This is a genomic window from Kerstersia similis (assembly GCF_965139615.1).
GTDB lineage: Bacteria > Pseudomonadota > Gammaproteobacteria > Burkholderiales > Burkholderiaceae_B > Kerstersia > Kerstersia similis.
Genome location: NZ_CBCSIQ010000025.1, coordinates 37215 through 56336, shown reverse-complemented (window position 1 = coordinate 56336; position 19122 = coordinate 37215). Strand labels below are relative to the sequence as shown.

Genomic DNA, 19122 nt, shown 5'->3' with positions numbered 1-19122 from the left:
GGAGACCGCATGATCTCAGCCATGCTCCCCCTCTTCCCCTCGTGCACTTCGCCCCTCCGGCAAGCGCCGCCCGAGCTGCCGCCTGCTCACTCGACAGACCACCATCCGGCACAGGCAACCCCGCCACGACGGCCGCTCTTGCGCTACCAGGTGCTGCCTTTTCCCAACCTGATGCTACGGGCTCCCGCGACACCATACGGCCATGAAACAGCCATGCCCGTCATGTCGGCAGAGGATATCCAAGCCACCGATTTCGATGGTCACTGGAAAGACGCCCTCGAAGCCCTGCTGGCTCCGTGCGTTGCCCTTTTCTGGCCGCGCCTGCACGCCGCTATCGACTGGTCCTACCCGCCGGACTTCCTTGACAAGGAATTGCGCGCCCTGGCGCCTGGCCGCCGTCGCAACCGCCGCTACCTGGACAAGCTCGTGCGTGTCCGCCTGCACAGCGGCCCCCCCGCGCTGATGCTGCTGCACCTGGAAATCCAGCAACGCCTGGCCAGCCACTTTGCCCGGCGCATGTACACCTACTTCGCCCGGCTTCAAGAGACATTCCCCGATAGCCTCATCCTGCAATTTGCCATCGTCACCCGTAGCCCGCGGCAAACGTCCCACCTGCACTATCTCTACGCGCCGCAGGGTTACGCCCAGGAAGGTCAGGATTTTCTGAGTCTGAGCTACCGGGTACCGGTGGTACATTTGCAGGACTGGGCCGGGCGAGAGCAGGCACTGCTGGCGCTGGCGCCAGACAACCCGTTCGCCCTCGTCGTCCTGGCCGAACTCGCCGCCGCCAGGCGCTCGACGCCGCAGACGCTGCTGAAAGAAAAAAAGCAGTTGGTGCGCCAGCTGTACCAATATGGCTGGCAGGCCCGGCGCATCCGCCAACTGTTCCTGTTCATCGACGGCATCCTGGCCCTGCCGCCCGAGCTGGACGATGATTTCTGGCAATCCCTGGCAAGCTTCGAGGAAGAACGAAACATGGCTTATATCAGCAGCGTCGAACGCATCGGCATCCGCAAAGGGATGCAGCAAGGACTGGAACAAGGACGCAACGAAGGCATGGCGGGTTTGTTGCGTGCCCTACTGGAAACACGCTTCGGCCCATTGTCTGACGCAGACCTGGCGCGCCTGCAACAAGCCGACCAGACCCGCCTGCACCGCTGGGCCCAACGTCTGCTGGAAGCCCAGACGCTGGAACATGTCTGGCATTAGCCATGCCTGCCGGCCCGGAGCGCAGCACCCGATAGACACGCCAGGCGGCATCCTCCTGGCCCTGCCCCATTGTGCCTGGCAGGATGCCTGCCGTCGCGTGGATGCGACAACACTTCCTTGCCGAAGCTAGGGATGAACACAGCCATACCCCGCTGCTTTCCACGGAAAGTACGCGAGATGCCGCTTCCATACCGGCACCCACACTCGCCACCCCTGGGCTTTCCCGACTTTCCCTTTGACGATCAAACAATTAGCAAGATATAATCGGGAGTTCGACATTCTGTCGTTCCATTTTTACGAGGTTCATCCCATGTACGCGGTCATAAAAACCGGCGGCAAGCAATATCGTGTTGCTGCTGGCGAAAAACTCAAGGTAGAACAGATACCTGCAGACATCGGGCAAGAAATCACCCTGGATCAAGTTCTGTCCGTGGGCGAAGGCGAGTCGCTGAAGGTTGGCACGCCGGTCGTCGCTGGTGCAGTGGTCAAGGCAACGGTTCTTGCGCACGGTCGTCACGACAAGGTCAAGATCTTCAAGCTGCGTCGCCGCAAGCACTACCAGAAGCATCAAGGCCATCGCCAGAACTACACCGAGATCCGCATCGACACGATCTCCGCCTGAGCCCTCCAGGCTCTCCGGTAAGGTTCGTTTCTTGCAAGTAACCCATTCCCGGCGCGGCCAGGCGCCTGCGACGGGAATTTGAATATCAGGAGCCAGACATGGCACAGAAAAAGGGCGGCGGCTCAACTCGCAACGGCCGCGACTCAGAAGCTAAACGACTTGGCGTCAAGGTTTATGGCGGTCAAGCCATCTCCGCCGGCGCCATCATCGTGCGCCAGCGCGGCACCCGTTTCCACCCGGGCGTCAACGTGGGCCTGGGCAAGGATCACACCCTGTTCGCACTGACCGACGGCGTTGTCGAATTCGGCGTCAAGGGCAAGCTGAACAAGGCTACCGTTTCCATCGTCGCGGCTGAATAAGCCTCGTCGCATCGACGGATGCCCGCGCCTGGCGGCCTGAACCGCCGGCGCTTCCCGTGCCAGCCACGGGCCAGGTCCCTGCGCAGCGCTAGCCGCTGGCGGGGACTTTGCATTTCTCCTTCGGGATACTCACTCCCCCACTATCGCCTCTCCAAGGCCCCGCAATCATGAAATTCGTAGATGAAGCGACCATTGAGGTCATCGCCGGTAAAGGCGGCAACGGCGTGGCCAGTTTCCGCCGTGAAAAATTCATCCCCTTCGGCGGCCCCAACGGCGGCGACGGGGGACGCGGCGGCAGCATTTTTGCTGTGGCCGACCGCAATATCAATACGCTGATAGATTACCGCTACAGCCGCCTGCATCGCGCCAAGAACGGCGAGAACGGCCGCGGTTCCGACCAGTACGGCGCCGCCGCGCCGGACATCGTGCTGCGCGTACCTGTCGGCACGGTGTTCTACGATGCCGATACCGGCGAACAACTGTTCGATCTGGATCACCACGACAAGCGCGTCACGCTGGCCGAAGGCGGCCAGGGCGGCCTGGGCAACCTGCACTTCAAGTCCAGCGTGAACCGCGCGCCGCGCCAGTTCACCTACGGCAAGGAAGGCGAGCAGCGCCGCTTGCGCCTGGAACTCAAGGTCTTGGCTGATGTCGGCCTGCTGGGCCTGCCGAACGCGGGCAAATCCACTTTCATCACGCGCGTTTCCAACGCTCGTCCGAAGATCGCGGATTACCCCTTCACGACGCTGCACCCCAACCTCGGTGTCGTACGCACCTCCGAAGCGCACAGTTTCGTCGTGGCCGACATTCCCGGCCTGATCGAAGGTGCCTCGGAAGGCGCTGGCCTGGGCCACCGTTTCCTGCGCCACCTGGCGCGTACCCGTGTGCTGCTGCATCTGGTGGATGTGTCTTCGCCCGATCCGGATATCGACCCGCTGCCGCAAGCAGTCGCCGATGCCCGCGCCATCGTCGAGGAATTGCGCCGCTATGACCCGGAGCTGTACGCCAAACCGCGCTGGCTCGTGCTCAACAAGCTGGACATGCAAGAAAATCCGGAAGCCCTGCGCGATGCCTTCGTGCGCGAACTGGGCTGGGAAGGCCCGGTCTATGGCATTTCCGCTCTGACCGGTGACGGCATCCAGCCCTTGCTGTGGGCCTTGCAGGAATACGTCGATCAGGCGCGCCGTGAAGCAGACGAAGCCCAAGCTCGCGCTGACGGCACCTACGTCGAATCAGACCCTCGCTTCGACGAAGCACGCCAGCTATCCGATGCGCCGTCGCCTGCGGACGACACCCACAGCACCGCCGAGCCCCCGGCCGAGCCGCGATAAGTCATAATTCCTGCCTGCCCCCGGCCTGCGCAAGCACGCCGGGGTTTTCCGCCATCTTCTCTACGCTGTTGCGCCCGCTGCTTCCATGGCTTCCGCTCCTGTCTCCGTCATCGCCTCCGCCGACCGCCTGGTGGTCAAGGTAGGTTCGTCCCTGGTCACCAATGAAGGCCGCGGCCTGGACCTGGCCGCGCTGGGCAATTGGGCCCGCCAGATTGCCGCGCTGCATGCTGCCGGCAAGCAGGTCGTGCTGGTGTCCAGCGGCGCCATTGCCGAGGGCCTGGCGCGCCTGGGCTGGCTGCAACGCCCCAAAATCATGCACGAGCTGCAGGCCGCCGCCGCCGTCGGCCAGATGGGCTTGGCGCAAGCCTATGAGGCCGCCTTTGCCCGGCACGGGCTGCGCACCGCGCAGATCCTGCTGACGCACGAAGACCTCGCAGACCGCACCCGCTATCTGAACGCACGCTCCACGCTGTTCGAGCTGCTGCGCCTGGGGGTAGTCCCCATCATCAACGAAAACGATACCGTCGTGACCGACGAAATCCGCGTGGGTGACAACGACACGCTGGGCGCGCTGGTTACCCATCTGGTCGATGCCGACGCGCTGATCATCCTGACCGACCAGCGTGGCCTGTACTCCGCCGACCCACGCAAGAATCCGGAAGCCCGTTTTATTTCGCACGCAGAAGCCGGCTCGCCCGAACTGGAAGCCATGGCTGGCGGCGCAGGCAGCAATGTGGGCACCGGCGGCATGCTCACCAAGATCCTGGCCGCCAAACGCGCCGCCCACAGCGGCGCCCATACGCTCATTGCCTCGGGCCGCGAACATGATGTGCTCATCCGCCTGGCGGAAGGCGAATGCATAGGCACGGAACTGCATGCCAGTGCCCAATCGCTGTCATCGCGCAAGCAATGGCTGGCCGATCACCTGCGCCTGCGTGGACAGCTGGTACTGGATCCCGGCGCCGCCCGCGCCGTAGCCAAGGAAGGAAAAAGCCTGCTGCCCATCGGCGTGGTGCAGGCGCATGGCGAATTCGAACGCGGCGATGCCGTCGCCTGCGTGGATGCCTCCGGCCGTGAAATCGCCCGTGGCCTGGTCAACTACAACGCCTCGGACACCCGGCGCCTGCTGCGCCAACCCTCCTCGCGCATTGCTGATATCCTGGGCGAAGAAGCCAACTCACCGGAACTGATCCACAGAGACAATCTGGTGCTCGTGAATTAGGCCTGCCGACGCCCCCAGCAAAGGTCCCCATGGAACGCCCTGCCGATCTCCCGAACATCCCGCTCAATGACATCGCGCTGTTCGTCGAGGTCGCACGGCGCAAGAGCTTTTCGCGCGCCGGCGAAGCCCTGGGAATTCCTACCTCCACGCTCTCGCGCCGGATCACCGAACTGGAAAAAACGCTGGGCCTGAAGCTGCTCAACCGCAGCACACGCCGCATCGAGCTGACCGAAGCTGGCGACCTGTACTTCCAGCGCTGCCGCTACCTGATCGACGAGGCACGCATTGCTCACGAGCAGATACTCGGGCAGCTATCCCAGCCACAAGGGCGCTTGCATATTTCCATGCCTATCAGCCTGGGCACCCTGCTGCTGCCGGATCTGCTACCCGCGCTGCAGCAGGCGCACCCCGGCCTGGAATTCGAGTTCGACATGAACATCGGGCTGGTCGATAGCATCAGCAATCCCTATGACCTGATCCTGCGCATGGGCCCGCAGCCCGATTCCGACCTGGTGCTGCACCACATCCACTCCATGCCGCACCAGCTCTATGCCTCGGCAGACTATCTGGCGCGCCACGGCTACCCACGCCATCCTTCCGACTTGAGCCAGCATGTCTGCCTGCGCCCTGACATGAGCCCGGAAAAGGCCACCTGGCGCCTGACACGCGGCGATGAGCAGGAACGCGTGACCGTCCACGGCCCCATCGCCGTAAACAATATTGCCATGCTGCTGCGGCTGGCCGAACGCGGCCTGGGTATCACGCGGCTGCCGGTTCTGCAGCTGCCGCACCTGGATCTTTCACAGCGGCTGGCCGCCAGACATCTGGTTCGCATCCTGCCGGATTGGGAAATGGAGGCACTGCCCCTCTATGCCCTGTTGCCTTCGCGCGTACTGCCAGCCAAAACCAAGGCCTTCCTGACCTTTCTGCAACAGGCCTTGAGCAAAGACGGCCACCCTGGCACGGAACGTACCCGCTCGGTGTCGGATATCTTCTTTTTATAAGTCCAGGCAAAGCAACGCCGGCCCCAGGCCGGCGATATCTTTAGTTGCAGCCGCATCCAGGCCTGCAGCACTGCCAAGGCGGCAATGCCATCGGGCCACGGCCAGAGCGGCACTCAGCGCGAATCTTCGTCGAAGGCGCAAACGGTATAGAGCGGGGTACCAGTGGCCGCGATCGAGGTCGAACCGCCCAGCTCCGGCAAGTCGATAATGCCTGCTGCCTCAACGACATTGGCGCCCATGCGCTGCAGCAGCTTGATGGCCGCCAGCATCGTGCCGCCCGTTGCGATCAGGTCGTCAACCAGCAGGACGCGCTGGCCGGTCTTGACCGCATCCGCATGAATTTCCACCGTCGCATTACCATACTCCAGCGAGTAGTCTTCCGACAGGGTCTCGTAGGGCAGCTTGCCTTTCTTGCGCACCGGCACAAAGCCCAGATTCAGCTCATAGGCCAGCACACTGCCGACGATAAAGCCACGCGCATCCACACCTGCGACCAGATCCAGGCGTTGACGCATGTAGCGGTACACAAACAGGTCGATCAGAATCCGGAAGGTACGCGGATCCTGCAGGACCGGTGTGATATCCCTGAAGGTCACGCCAGGTTTGGGCCAATTCGGCACACTGCGTATCGTCCGGCGAATCAAGGCCTCAAGATCGGTTTGCATGTTGCTGTCACAAAAGGAAAAACTAAAGGAAAAACTCAAGACTGCGCCACTATAACTCCCCGGACATGACATGACTACTGAGACGTTCCACATAACAACAACACTGTGCAACACCCTCTGCCATGCAAACAAAAACGTCCGCCCCGGATAGGGAACGAACGTTTCTGCTATTCCGGCGAGCCCGCCGCCCGCCCATGCCCATGTCAACGCCAGCCGGCATCATGCCGGCGGCATGGCATCAGTTTGCCTTCAAGCGATGCAGGACGCCATCACGCAGCTCCAGGACACGGTCTGCCGCCCCTTCAGGCAGGCGCGCATGCGTCACCAGCAGCACGGCACGGCCCCGGGCCGCGCTCGCCAGATCGGACAAAAAGGCGTGTTCAGCCTCTGCATCCAGACCTTGCGTGGGCTCATCCAGCGCCAATACCTGCGCCGGCGACAGCAAGGCACGAGCCAGACACAGGCGACGCGCCTGCCCGGCAGACAGAGTCCGGCCGGTTTCGCCCGTCCAGGTATCCAGGCCGTCCGGCAAGGAGCGCACGAAATCTCCCAGCCGGGCATCGTCCAGCGCCTGCCAGAGCGTCGCGTCGTCCGCTTCAGGCGCGCCGATCTGCAGATTGCTGCGGATCGTGCCCAGGAACACAGGCTCATGCTGCGACAGCAGTGCCACGCGGGCATGCACCTCTTCCTGGCGCGCCTCGCACAGCGGCACACCACCAAAACTGACCGTCCCCAGTCGTGGATCCGCCAGGCGCAGCAAAAGGCTCAACAGCGTGGATTTCCCGGCGCCGCTGGCACCGACCACCGCCACCAGCTCACCCGGCGACAAGGTCAGGTTCAGTCCGCGCAGGACATCGCCGCCACGCTCTTCACCCGCTTTTCCGTAGGCGTAGAACACCTGATCGAACACCACCTCTCCGTGTTGCGGCAGGGCCACCGGATGCGCGGGATCGACGATCTGCGGCGGCTCGGCCGCCAGCGCTTCGATACGCTGCGCCGCCGCAGCCGCGGCCCCCAGACGTGAAGCACCGCGCATGATCGGGCCGACAACCTCGAAAACCCCCAGCACCGCCAGTACCAGCCCGGCCAGCACAGGTCCGCTCACCTCACCGTTACGCAGTGGTTCGATACCAAAATACAGCACCGCTACCACACACAGGCCCGCCACGGCCTGCAGCACCAGCTGCCCGGCTGACCCGATGGCGGCCTGGCGCTCACGCGCCACCGCCGCTTCCAGGCAACTGGCGGCAAAGGCACGGCGAGCCTGCCCTGCGGCATCCAAGGCCAGCAGGTCGGCGTGCGCCTGCACGGCTTCCAGCACACCGTCCCGCAGCGCTGCAGACGTCTGTTGCACCACTGCGCCGGGCCGCTTGGCGCTGCGCGCCAGCCAGGCCGGCACCACCAGCGTGGCCAGCAGGATTCCTGCCAGCAGCACCAATGCTGCGGCCGGCACCCAGGCGCCCAGTACGGCGACCAGGATCCCCCCCACGCACAGCGCGGTAATGATGGGCGCAATGGCAAACAGATAGACAGTGTCCAGCGCATCCACATCGCCTGTCAGGCGCGCAACCAGATCGCCATCCCGGTAACGCGCCAGTTGCGCAGGATCCAGCCGCAGCAGACGGCGGAAAATATTGCCCCGCAAGTCTGCCAACAATTTGAGCGTGGCATCGTGCCCCGTCAGGCGTTCACCGTAACGCGCCAGGATTCGGATAAAGGAAAAACCACGCACCAGCGCCGACGGCGCAAACAGGTTGAAGGCCGCCCCAGCGCCAGCCAGCGCCGCGCCAGTCAGGAACCAGCCGGATACGCCCAGCAGGCCGACCCCGGCAATCAGTGCAATGATCGTCAATAGCAAGGCCAGCAGCAAACCATCACGGCGCTGGCGGTACATGGGGCCAAGCAGGCGCCACAAGGACTTCATGAACGCACCTCCCCAGCTTCCAGTGCGACTGCCGGCGCCATTCCGGATGACGCCCCCTTCCCGGCCGCCTGGGCCGTCGCCAGCGCGGCTCGCTGCACTTCATGCAGGCGCCCATCCAGCCCGAAGCGCCAGACACGATCCAATCGGCGTGCCACATCAATGTCATGCGTCGCCACCAGCAGCGTACGGCCTCGCGCAAACGCCAGAATGGCGTCCATGACACGATCACGGGTCACAGCGTCCAGGTGCGCCGTCGGCTCATCCAGCAGGATCAGGCCGGGCTCGCGCAGGAACAGACGCGCGAGCGCGACGCGCTGCGCCTGTCCGCCAGACAGGCCATAGCCACGTTGCCCCAGCCGGGTAGCCAGGCCTTGCGGCAGCTCCGCCAGGAAATCGTCCATGCCCGCCTGTGCAGCCGCTGCCATCAATTCACTGTCACTGGCATCCGGCGCAGCCAGTCGCAGGTTGCCGGCGATGCTGTCCTGATGCAAATAGGGATGTTGCCCGATCAATGCGATACGGCGGCGCAGCGCGGCCGGCTCCCAGGCCGACAAAGCCTTGCCGTCCAGCAGAATCTCGCCCGCGGCAGCCGGACGCAGCCCGGCCAGCGTTTCCAGCAACGACGATTTACCTATGCCGCTATCGCCCATCAGGGCAATGCATTCGCCCGGCGCGATAGTCAGATCACATTCACGCAGCAGCGGCGCCTCCCGTCCAGGCGCGCGCACCACCAGATTTCTCAGCACCAGGCCCGCAGCCCCATGCATGGGCGCCGCCCCTGAGGACGCCGGGCCTGCACTTTCTGCTTCCGCTGCCACGGCTGCGCTGACAGCCGGCAGGTTTTCGTAAATCGTGGCAATTTCCGCGACGGCCGCCCTGGCAGCTGCACGATCATGGTAGTGGGCAGCGAACTGGCGCAAGGGGTTATAGACTTCCGGCGCCATCAACAGACAGAACATGCCGGCCTGCAGGGTCAGGATATCCGAACGGAGCGTCACGAATCCCAGATAGGTCAGGCCGACATACAAGGCCACGCCTGCCACGCCCAGCGCCGCGAAAAACTCCAGCGTGGCGGAAGACAGAAACGCGATGCGCAGCACCGACATGGTTTTGCCACGCAGAGTTTCGCTGGCCTCCTGCACCGCATCCGCTTCGGCGCGCGCGCGGCCATAGAGCTTGAGCGTGGATAGCCCGCGCAGGCGATCGGCAAAAAAGCCGGACAGCCGCGCAAAGGCTTCCAGGTGACGGCGGCTGGCCGCTTCCGCGCCCCAGCCCACCAGGGCCATGAAGACCGGAATCAGTGGCGCCGTCAGCAACAGCAGCAGGCCGGCGACGACATCGACCGGCAAGACAACGATGGCAAAGGCCACCGGCAGGAAAGTGCCCGACACCATGGTCGGCAGATAACGGGAGAAAAAGCCATCGAAGGCCTCGACCTGCTCGACCATGACGCTGGCCAGCGCTCCCGAGGCCTGCCCGCGTGTCCATTGCGGACCACGGGCCAGCATATCGGCAAACAAGGACTGGCGTACCAGCACCTTGATGCGTTCCGCTGCCCGGATACCGGCGCGCTCCCCCACCCATGTCAGGATGGCACGCACCACGATCAAGGCAGCAATGGCAGCAATGCCCGGCAGCAAGGCGTCGCGCCCGGCCCCCTGGACAATGGCCTTATCCAGCACACTGGCCAACAGCCAGGCCTGGAAAACCAGTAACGCCCCGGCCAGCAGCGGCGCAGCCACTGCCAGTCCGAGGGCGCCCCGGGCTTGGCGCGCCAAGCCCGAAAGCCAGCGCGATTGCTCGCGCGGCAGCTTCAGCAATACCGCTGAAGGATCGTGCTCGACGCCCGCCATGTTCAGCTACGCTTGACAGCAGGTCCGACGCCACCGGGATCGGCACCGTCCAGATCCTTCTGGTGCACTTCGTACCAGAGGCCACAACCCACTGCAAATGCGCATGCCAGCGCCAATCCGAGCAACCAGGTGAGATACCACATGGACAGACTCCTTTAATAGGTGTTGGTGGTTTCGGACAGCGTGGCTGCCGAGACCTTGCCACGCATGACACGGTACACGTACGACGTGTAGGCCAGCACGATGGGCAGGAAAATGATCGTGGCGATCAGCATGACCCACAGCGTCAGATGGCTGGACGATGCATCCCAGACCGTCAGGCCGATCCCCGGCTGCGCCGACGACGGCATCAGGAACGGGAACAGCGCAAAACCGACAGTCAGAATGATACCGGCAATACTGGCGCAAGACGACAGGAAGGCCAGCATCGGACGGCGTGCCGCCAGCAGCAGGCTTGCCAACAGTGCAGCCGCCACACCCACCACAGGCGCAATCCACATCAGGGGCCAGGTTTCAAAGTTCTGCAGCCAGGCCCCCTGCTCCAGCGCCACCGTCTTGCCGGCAGGGTTGGACGGGCCATCGACACTCAGCGCAGAGGTAACGATATGGCCATCCAGATTCGCCACCCAGAAGCCGCCAGCAACAAACAGCACCGCCACCAGCAGTCCAGTCCAGATGCCCAGCTTGCGGGCTCGCGATGCAACCGGATCCACGGTACGCCAGGCCAGCAGCGTTGCGCCATGGGTAACGTGCATCAGCAGGCTCAACACACCGCACATCAGCGCAAACGGCGAGAACAGCGCGAAGAAGCTGCCCAGGTACAGCGGCCGCAGGGTGCTGGGTTCGATGGCGAACGGCAGGCCCAGGATAACGTTGCCGAATGCCACGCCGAAGACCACCGGCGCCACGACACCAGAGAAAGTCAGCACGCCGTCCCAAGTATTGCGCCACTTGGTGTTTTCGAACTTGCTGCGGTACTTGAAACCGGCAGGCCGGGTGATCAAGGCGACCAACAGCAGCATCATGGCGAGATACAGCCCCGAGAAGGAAGCGGCATACAGCGCCGGCCAGGCAGCAAAAATCGCGCCGCCGCCGGTAATCAGCCATACCTGGTTGCCTTCCCAGACCGGGCCGACCAGATTGATCATGATGCGGCGCTCTTCGTCAGTGCGCCCGATGACGGGCAGCAGCGACGCCACCCCGAGGTCAAACCCGTCCATGATGGTGAAGCCGATCAGCAGGATGCCCAGCAGCAGCCACCAGATGACACGAAGGGTAGGATAGTCAAGCAGTATCAGGGAGTTTTCCATTTCCGTGCTCCGGGTTCAATGCTGGACCGCAGGCTTGACGCCTTGTCCGGCTGCCGTGTCAGGCGTGCTGTTGGCAATGGCGGGCGCGTAGTAATCCGGGCCCTTGCGGATCGCGTGCAGCATGACCTTGGTACCGATGATGAACAGCGTCACATACAGCGCCACATAGATGGCCAGACTGATGGAAAGCTGCGTCACGCTCAGCGCCGAAGCGGCATAGGCGGTCGGCAGGATACCGTCGATCACCCAGGGCTGACGGCCGTACTCGGCCACGAACCAGCCGCACTCGATCGCTACCCAGGGGGTGAAGATGTTCCACATCAGGAACTTCAGACGGCCCGGCGTCATGGTGCCCACACGGTTCTTCACACTCAGCCAGAACATGATCGAGAAGAAGACCAGGAAGTAGAAGCCCAGTGCGACCATGATGCGGAAGCCGTAGAACAGCGGCCACACATCCGGCAGCGTGTCGCGCGCAGCCATGGCGATTTCTTCCGGCGTGGCATTGGCGATGTCGTCACGGTACTTCTTCAGCAACAGACCGTAGCCCAGGTTGCGCCAATTTTCAGTGAAGTAGGTCTTGGCTTCGATGTCTTCAGGGTTGTTGCGCACAGCGTCCAGGGCGACATAGGCCTTGATACCTTCTGCCACACGGCCTTCGGCGCGTTCGATCAGCTCGTGAATGCCAGGCATGACTTCCGTGAAGGAGCGCGTACCGATCAGGCCCATGACCCAGGGAATCTGGATCGAGAAGTCGTTCTTCATTTCCGCCTGGTTGGGGATGGCGATCACATTGAAGGGCGCGGGCGCGGGTTCGGTTTCCCACATGGCTTCCAGCGCAGCAATCTTCATTTGCTGGTGTTCGCCGATCAGGTAACCGCTTTCGTCGCCCAGCGTGATGGAACCCAGCGATACCAGCATGCCGAAGGCAGAACCCACCAGAATGGAACGCTTGGCCAGATCAACGTTGCGGCGACGCAGCAGGTACCAGGCGCTGACGGCAACGAGGAACATGGAACCGGTGATGTAGCCGGCAATGACAGTGTGCAGGAACTTGGCCTGTGCCACCGGATTGAGGATGACCTCGATGAAGCTGGTCATCTCCATACGCATGGTGTCGGGATTGAAGATGGCGCCCACCGGATATTGCATCCAGCCATTGGCCACCAGAATCCACAATGCGGAGAAGTTCGTGCCCAGCGCGACCAGCCAGGTCACGATCAGGTGGGCGCGCTTGGACATGCGGTTCCAGCCGAAGAAGAACAGGCCGATGAAGGTCGCTTCCAGGAAGAACGCCATCAGGCCTTCGATGGCCAGCGGCGCACCGAAGATATCACCGACGTAATGGCTGTAGTAAGACCAGTTCATGCCGAACTGGAACTCCATGACCACGCCGGTACCGACGCCAATGGCGAAGTTGATGCCGAACAGCGTGCCCCAGAACAGGGTCATGCGGCGCCAGATGTCCTTGCCGGAAACAAAGTAGATGGTTTCCATGATGGCGAGCAGGAACGACAGCCCGAGCGTCAATGGCACGAAAATAAAGTGGAAAAGCGCCGTCGCGGCGAACTGCAGGCGCGACAGACCTACGACGTCGAATTCAAACATGGCCGGCCTCTTCTTGCATGCGGGCCCGGCTACAGGGAGCTGCCGAGGCCCGGGTCCGGGTCGCCTGCGGGACAGCAGTCATTAAAAGGGTGTGCATGGTTTCAACTCGCGCGTACTTTTCCACTCAGTTTTCCGGCAAGACCGAGCACCTTCTGCACCTTGCTTCCCAGGCGCATCAGGCTCTCCAGAGTTTCCGGCGGCAGCCGGTGGACCTCATCGAACCAGCCGGTAGATAGTTCAATAAGCTCCAGCATTTCCGTCATGCGTTGCTGCGCGTAGGCTTCCTTGCCGTCCGCAGGCGGTTCCAGCAAAGCATCGCGCAAGAGCGACATGGTCGGATCAATCTCGCGTTTGCGTTTTTCTTCGACCAGGATGCGGAAAATTTCCCAGACATCCTTGGGCGACTCAAAGAAATCACGCCTGTCCCCGACTTTGTGCACCAGCTTCACCAGGCGCCAGGATTGCAGCTCCTTCAGTCCCATGCTGACGTTGGAGCGCGAAAATCCCAGTGCGTCGCCGATATCGTCGGCACACAAGGGATCCGGCGCCAGAAACAACAAGGCATACATCTGACCCACCGTGCGATTAACTCCCCAGCGGCTGCCCATCTCACCAAAATGAAGAATGAAGCGCTGAATTTGCGGGCTGAGCTCCTGCATCCGGAGGTCCTTTCTTAATGTCTTGTTACATTGATTTCTGTATTTACTGAAATTATCGAACATTCGAACACAGAACGCAAACTTGCGCATTGACGAATATCAAGCCCCTGCGGCCCCGATGTGCACTTGCAACAATTCTGGGCGGCCAATGTGACTTTTCCTTATTCCGCCACTGGCGGCGCAGCATTCCGGCAACAGTCGCATCATACGAATCGCCGCGCATACCGCTCTTGTCCCATATCAAATCCCGCTCAAAGGCCCGCGCCCGTACCCACACCCGGCGCAGCAGAAATCTGTGCATGAATGATGGATTGCTCATGATTTCAACTACCTGCAGCATCCGCCAGCGGCCGGCCCGGCTGTCATTTTCCGGATCAGCGCCCGTTCGTCCGCCAGCAACGCGCCGACATGCCCCTCCCTGGGCTCGACATGCCTTTGCAGATGCCTTTAACTCTGGCCCCGCTGTGAGTAGAATCATTAATCAACCCTGCGCGCCCCTTGTGCCCCCGCCTGCACCAGGCATGACATGATCGAATTCCAGCACGTATTCAAATCCTACGGACAAAGCGCCAATATCCTGGCCGACGTCAGTTTTCACGTGACGGCCGGTGAATTTGTCTTTGTGTCCGGCCCATCCGGCGCAGGCAAATCGACGCTGCTCAAATTGGTGGGCGGCCTGGAAGATGCCAGCCGTGGCCGTATCGTGGTCAGCGGCCAGCAGCTGCAGGCGCTGCCCGCACGGGCGCGGCCCTATCTGCGCCGCGCCGTCGGCGTGATCCTGCAGGACACGCACCTGCTCTATGACCGCAGCGCCTTCGAGAACGTGATGCTGCCGCTGGCAGTCATGGGCCTGCCGCGCGCGCAGGCTGCCGCCCGAGCGCGTGCCGCCATGGAAAAAGTCGGTCTGTCGAACAAAGAAATGCTCAACCCCATTGCGTTATCCGGTGGCGAGCAGCAGCGGCTGGCCATTGCGCGCGCCATCGTCAACCGCCCTGCCATCCTGATCGCCGACGAGCCGACTGCCAATCTCGACCAGGACAACGCCCGTCGCATCATGAATGTTTTTCGCGATTTCAACCGTGTCGGCGTGACATTGCTGATTGCCTCGCACGATGAAGCGCTCATGGCGCATTACGCCAGCCGCAAGTTGGTGCTGGAAACCGGCGGCCGCTTTCGTGATGCCGGCCGCCTGGAGGCCCAGCCATGAACAGCCTGCTGCGGCAACACCGCTATGCCCTGGGCATCGCCCTGCAGCGCCTGGTGCGCCAGCCGTTCTCGTCATTGGCCAATCTGTGCATCATGGCACTGGCGCTTTGCCTGCCCGTGCTGGGCGCAGCCATCCTGGACGCCGCCCGCCCCGTGACCCGCGACCTTTCCGTCGCGCCGGAACTGACGATCTTCATGCGCGTGGACGCACCGCGCGATGCCAGCGCGCAAGTGCTGGAGCGGGTGCGCACCGCCGGCGACGCCGGCATTCAATCCGCCCGGCTGATCACCAAGGAAAATGCCCTGTCCTCGCTACAACGCACGCCGGGCTGGCGCGAAGCCCTGGCCGTGCTGCCGGACAACCCACTGCCAGATGCCATTACCGTCACCTTCGCTGCCGGCCCGAATGCGACAGAAACCGCAAGCGACCTCGCCCGGCAATGGCAGGCCTGGCCGGACGTTGACCGGGTACAGCTGGACAGCGCCTGGATGCAGCGCCTGGAAGCCCTGGCCAGCACGGCCCGCATCGCCTTGCTGCTGCTGGCCGTTGCCGTTGGCCTGGTGGTGCTGGCAACCGTATTCAACACCGTCCGCATGCAGGCGCTGACACAACGGGAAGAAATCGCGGTCGCCCGCCTCGTCGGCGCCACGGAATCCTTCGTGCGCCGACCATTTCTGTATCAAGGCGCCTTGAGTGGCTTGCTGGCGTCGTTGCTGGCGCTGGTCTTTGCCGCCCTGGCATTGCGCCCCATGAACACCGCCCTCACCCGCCTGGCGCAAAGCTACGACACCAGCATCGTCTTGCAACTGCCGGCCCCGGCGGAGTTGTTACCTGCCATCATCGTCACCGCTGCGCTGTGCGCGCTGGCGGCGCGCTGGTCAGTCACACGCAACACCCGCTTCTGAGGCCGCCACCGACGGTTTTCAACGCTTGCCGTCGGCAATCAGGCGCAGCGCCAGGCCTGCCAGCACCGTGCCCATGAGCCAGCGCTGAACCGCCAGCCAGCGCGGACGGCGTGCCAGAAAGACGGCAATGCTGCCCGCTGCGATAGCAATGATGGCATTGATCGTTATGCTGATTGCGATCTGTGCGCCGCCCAGGACCAGCGATTGCGCCAGAACACTGCCATGCCCCGGCTGAATGAATTGCGGCAGCAAAGACAGGTACATCACGGCAATCTTCGGATTCAGCAGATTGGTCACAAAACCCATCATGAACAGCTTGCGTGGCGAATCCTTCTGCAAAGCCGTGACCTGAAACGGTGAACGCCCGCCCGGCTTCAAGGTTTGCCAGGCCAGATACAACAGGTAAGCCGCACCGGCGACGCGCAAGGCGTCATAGGCATAAGGCACGGCCATCACGAGCGCCGTAATACCGAAGGCAGCGCACAGCATGTAAAACACGAAACCCAACGCCACACCACCGAGTGAAATCAGACCTGCCATGCGGCCCTGGCAGATAGAACGGGAAATCAGGTAGATCATGTTCGGTCCGGGTGTCAGGGCCATACCGAGCGCAATGGCAGAAAAGGCCAGAAGATATGAGAGATCCGGCATGAGGGTCGTCCTTTCAGGGAAGTGAATCGGGCGGCCGATTCCACTTCTGGCGATCTTATACCTATTGAAACCGGTCGCCTATCCACCCCCCGCATGCAAAAACCGGCCGCGTCGCCAACCCGACGGCAAGGCGCCCTCCAAAGCGGTGCTGGGCCCAACACCGGCAGCATCCTGGGTCTTGCGCCTGACCATGATGGCCGACCCGGCACATCAAGCCCTTATCTCGCCATGGCAGGCTGCCTGCCCGGCCGCCAGAACCGTAAAAACATACAAATCAGTCTTATTTTCAGACGCTTGAACCAGATAGCAAATCGTCACTTTCAAGTCACATCCGACACGCATCATTCGGCCTGCGCGGCGTTCAGACGCCACTGTTTTTACCCTGCTGCCAAGGATGATTTCCGCATGAACGAACTCGACCTCGACGATATCTCGTCCAACCCCTCCAAAGCCCGCTCCTTCAACGAGGTTGTCAGTGTTGCCCACGCTCGCCGCGGCTTCCTGAAAACCGGTCTGGGCATGGGCGCCGTCGGCTTCTTCGGCAGCAGCCTGGCAGCCTGTGGCGGCAGCAGCGACAACGACGACGACAATAATGGCGGCGGCGATACGGACGGCTCGGCCCTGCCCAAGCTCGATGCCGAACAGATCAAGGCGTTCAAAGGCATTCCCTACAGCACCGATGACACCATCACCCTGCCGGAAGGCTATGCCAGCGCCGTCATCACGCGCTGGGGCGACCCGCTGCACGTTTACTCCCCCGCATTCAAGGGCGATGCCAGCGACGGCGGCACGGCCCAGTCCCTGCAGATCGGCTACAACCACGACGGCATGCATTTCTTCCCGATCGACGGCAGCAACAGCATCTCGGGCAGCAGCACGGAAGGCCTGCTGGTCACGAACCACGAATACATTACCCCGCACTTCTTCTTCCCCAAAGGGATCGAACCCGGCAAGGCCGGCTGGAACCTCGACTGGGTGCGCAAATCGCAACATGCGCAGGGCGCATCGGTCAAGCACATCCGCCTGAACGGCCAGGGTAATTGGGAAATGGTGCAGGACTCGCGCTACAACCGCAGCGTCAATGCGACCACGCTGATGCAGCTGGTCGGCCCTGCCGCCGGCAGCCGCCTGGCCAAGACCCACGCCGACCCGGAAGGCCGCTACGCCTATGGTACCTATGGCAACTGCGGCAACGGCCATACCTTCTGGAACACCTACCTGACCTGTGAAGAAAACTTCACTGACTACTTCGGCGTGGGCACCAAAGACGCCAACGCCGTCGATTACGTCGATGCGGAACAAAAAGCGCACCTGCAGCGCTACAAGGGTAGCGGCAAGACCTCCAGCAGTTCCTACAAATGGGACACGCACGATTCACGCTTCGACTGGAGCGAAGAGCCCAACGAAGCCAACCGCTTCGGCTGGGTGGTGGAAATCAATCCCTTCGACCCGTCCTCCGCCCCCAAGAAGCTGACCGCGCTGGGCCGCTTCAAGCATGAGAACGCCGCCATCACCCTGGCGGATGACAAGCGCGTCGTCATTTACATGGGCGACGACCAGGTCAGCGAATACATCTACAAATTCGTTTCCAACGGGAAGTACGACCCTGCCACGCCCGCGCTGAACCACCAGTTGCTGCACGAAGGCACGCTGTATGTCGCCATTTTCGATAACGGCGACACCAGCGGCGATTTCGCCGGCGTCGGCCGCTGGGTTCCGCTGACGCTGGACACCCCGACGCTCGACGGCAAGCGCCTGGGGGATCTGTTCAACAACGATATGGGTGAACTGCTGATCAAGACACGCCAGGCGGCCGATGCCGTGGGCGCTACCCCCATGGACCGCCCCGAATGGGTCGCCGTGCATCCGGACACCCGCGAGGCCTATGTCACGCTGACCAACAACAGTTCGCGCGGCAACGGCAAGGAACGCTATCCTGGCGGCCCGCTGCACCCGGAAGCCAATGATGCCAACCCGCGCAACGGCAACAAGTATGGCCAGATCGTGCGCTGGCGTGAAGCTGGCGGCGACCCCGCCAACCTGAGCTTCGAATGGGACATCTTCGTGCTGGCCGGCAACCCGAACGTCTATCCGGAAGGGGATCTGCGCGCCGGCTCCGCCAACATCACCAAGGACAACACCTTTAACAGCCCGGACGGCCTGGCTTTCGATCCGCGCGGCCTGCTGTGGATCCAGACGGACGGCAGCTATGACAACAGCGGGGATTACGAAGGCCAGGGCAACAACCAGATGCTGGTGGCCGACCCGGTCTCCAAGGAAATCCGCCGCTTCATGGTAGGCCCAAAGGGTTGCGAAGTCACCGGCGTGACCTGGACACCGGACATGAAGTACCTGTTCATCAACATCCAGCACCCCGGCGAAGGCGCCAGTGTCAGCGCCTCGCAAGCGGATCCCACTGCCATTTCCCGCTGGCCGGACGGCGCCAAGGCCACGCGTCCGCGCCCCGCGACAGTGGTGATCTGGCGCAAGGACGGCGGCCTGGTCGGCACCTTCCCCGAAGCCACGGCCAAGGGCTGAGGCACAGCCTGCGGGCCGGCTGCAATGTTCAGCCGGCCCGGGCCGGTGCGATAAT

16 protein-coding genes and 1 pseudogene are annotated in these 19122 nt (G+C 62.7%); 9 read left to right on the top strand and 8 right to left on the bottom strand.

Translation table 11 applies throughout. From position 1 onward, the window contains the following. The first annotated feature begins 9 nt into the window (after positions 1–9). From ACNA1V_RS14210 to ACNA1V_RS14185, 6 genes are all read left to right on the top strand, one after another. Positions 10–1209: an RpnC/YadD family protein gene (locus ACNA1V_RS14210; protein WP_415834257.1), complete on the top strand. Its 1200-nt coding sequence runs from the start codon at positions 10–12 to the stop codon at positions 1207–1209. A gap of 310 nt (positions 1210–1519) precedes the next feature. Next, entirely contained in the window at positions 1520–1831 is a 312-nt protein-coding gene (rplU, locus tag ACNA1V_RS14205) for a 50S ribosomal protein L21 (protein ID WP_339139331.1), read from the top strand. A 98-nt stretch (positions 1832–1929) separates the two neighbouring features. After that, on the top strand, positions 1930–2190 hold the full coding sequence (gene rpmA, locus ACNA1V_RS14200; RefSeq protein WP_415834256.1) for a 50S ribosomal protein L27: 261 nt from the start codon (positions 1930–1932) through the stop codon (positions 2188–2190). 167 nt (positions 2191–2357) lie between these two features. Continuing rightward, positions 2358–3521, top strand: a complete 1164-nt coding sequence (obgE, locus tag ACNA1V_RS14195) for a GTPase ObgE (protein ID WP_415834255.1) — start codon at positions 2358–2360, stop codon at positions 3519–3521. A gap of 85 nt (positions 3522–3606) precedes the next feature. Next, positions 3607–4743, top strand: a complete 1137-nt coding sequence (gene proB, locus ACNA1V_RS14190; RefSeq protein WP_415834254.1) for a glutamate 5-kinase — start codon at positions 3607–3609, stop codon at positions 4741–4743. 29 nt (positions 4744–4772) lie between these two features. Then, positions 4773–5747 carry a LysR family transcriptional regulator gene (locus ACNA1V_RS14185; RefSeq protein WP_415834253.1) on the top strand — a complete coding sequence of 325 codons (975 nt, stop codon included), beginning with the start codon at positions 4773–4775 and terminating at the stop codon, positions 5745–5747. A gap of 113 nt (positions 5748–5860) precedes the next feature. Here the strand turns inward: ACNA1V_RS14185 and ACNA1V_RS14180 are convergent, their stop codons facing one another. The 7 genes and pseudogenes from ACNA1V_RS14180 to ACNA1V_RS14150 form a co-directional block, all read right to left on the bottom strand. Then, positions 5861–6412 carry an adenine phosphoribosyltransferase gene (locus tag ACNA1V_RS14180; protein WP_415834252.1) on the bottom strand — a complete coding sequence of 184 codons (552 nt, stop codon included), beginning with the start codon at positions 6410–6412 and terminating at the stop codon, positions 5861–5863. Positions 6413–6650: 238 nt separating this feature from the next. Next, positions 6651–8336 (bottom strand): thiol reductant ABC exporter subunit CydC, encoded by a 1686-nt coding sequence (gene cydC, locus ACNA1V_RS14175; RefSeq protein ID WP_415834251.1) that lies wholly within the window; start codon positions 8334–8336, stop codon positions 6651–6653. A gap of 86 nt (positions 8337–8422) precedes the next feature. Further along, a pseudogene (gene cydD / locus ACNA1V_RS14170) lies at positions 8423–10189 on the bottom strand (thiol reductant ABC exporter subunit CydD); the annotation flags it as partial. 2 nt (positions 10190–10191) lie between these two features. Beyond that, positions 10192–10332 carry a cytochrome bd-I oxidase subunit CydX gene (gene cydX, locus ACNA1V_RS14165; RefSeq protein ID WP_415834249.1) on the bottom strand — a complete coding sequence of 47 codons (141 nt, stop codon included), beginning with the start codon at positions 10330–10332 and terminating at the stop codon, positions 10192–10194. 12 nt (positions 10333–10344) lie between these two features. Further along, positions 10345–11499 carry a cytochrome d ubiquinol oxidase subunit II gene (gene cydB / locus ACNA1V_RS14160; RefSeq protein WP_415834248.1) on the bottom strand — a complete coding sequence of 385 codons (1155 nt, stop codon included), beginning with the start codon at positions 11497–11499 and terminating at the stop codon, positions 10345–10347. Between the two features lie 15 nt (positions 11500–11514). Further along, on the bottom strand, positions 11515–13107 hold the full coding sequence (locus ACNA1V_RS14155; protein ID WP_415834247.1) for a cytochrome ubiquinol oxidase subunit I: 1593 nt from the start codon (positions 13105–13107) through the stop codon (positions 11515–11517). A 101-nt stretch (positions 13108–13208) separates the two neighbouring features. Beyond that, entirely contained in the window at positions 13209–13766 is a 558-nt protein-coding gene (locus ACNA1V_RS14150; RefSeq protein ID WP_415834264.1) for a GbsR/MarR family transcriptional regulator, read from the bottom strand. Between the two features lie 526 nt (positions 13767–14292). Between ACNA1V_RS14150 and ACNA1V_RS14145 the strand changes: the two genes are divergently transcribed. Then, positions 14293–14973, top strand: a complete 681-nt coding sequence (locus ACNA1V_RS14145) for a cell division ATP-binding protein FtsE (RefSeq protein WP_415834246.1) — start codon at positions 14293–14295, stop codon at positions 14971–14973. Further along, a complete protein-coding gene (locus ACNA1V_RS14140; RefSeq protein WP_415834245.1) occupies positions 14970–15878 on the top strand; it encodes a cell division protein FtsX in 909 nt (302 codons plus the stop codon). The genes ACNA1V_RS14145 and ACNA1V_RS14140 overlap by 4 nt, the downstream gene beginning before the upstream one ends. Positions 15879–15896: 18 nt before the next feature. Here ACNA1V_RS14140 and ACNA1V_RS14135 read toward each other — a convergent pair whose 3' ends face one another. Then, the gene (locus tag ACNA1V_RS14135) at positions 15897–16529 is read right to left on the bottom strand and encodes a LysE family translocator (RefSeq protein WP_415834244.1); all 633 of its coding nucleotides are present in this window, start codon (positions 16527–16529) and stop codon (positions 15897–15899) included. A gap of 405 nt (positions 16530–16934) precedes the next feature. Between ACNA1V_RS14135 and ACNA1V_RS14130 the strand changes: the two genes are divergently transcribed. Then, on the top strand, positions 16935–19067 hold the full coding sequence (locus tag ACNA1V_RS14130; RefSeq protein WP_415834243.1) for a PhoX family protein: 2133 nt from the start codon (positions 16935–16937) through the stop codon (positions 19065–19067). The last annotated feature ends 55 nt before the right edge of the window (positions 19068–19122 follow it).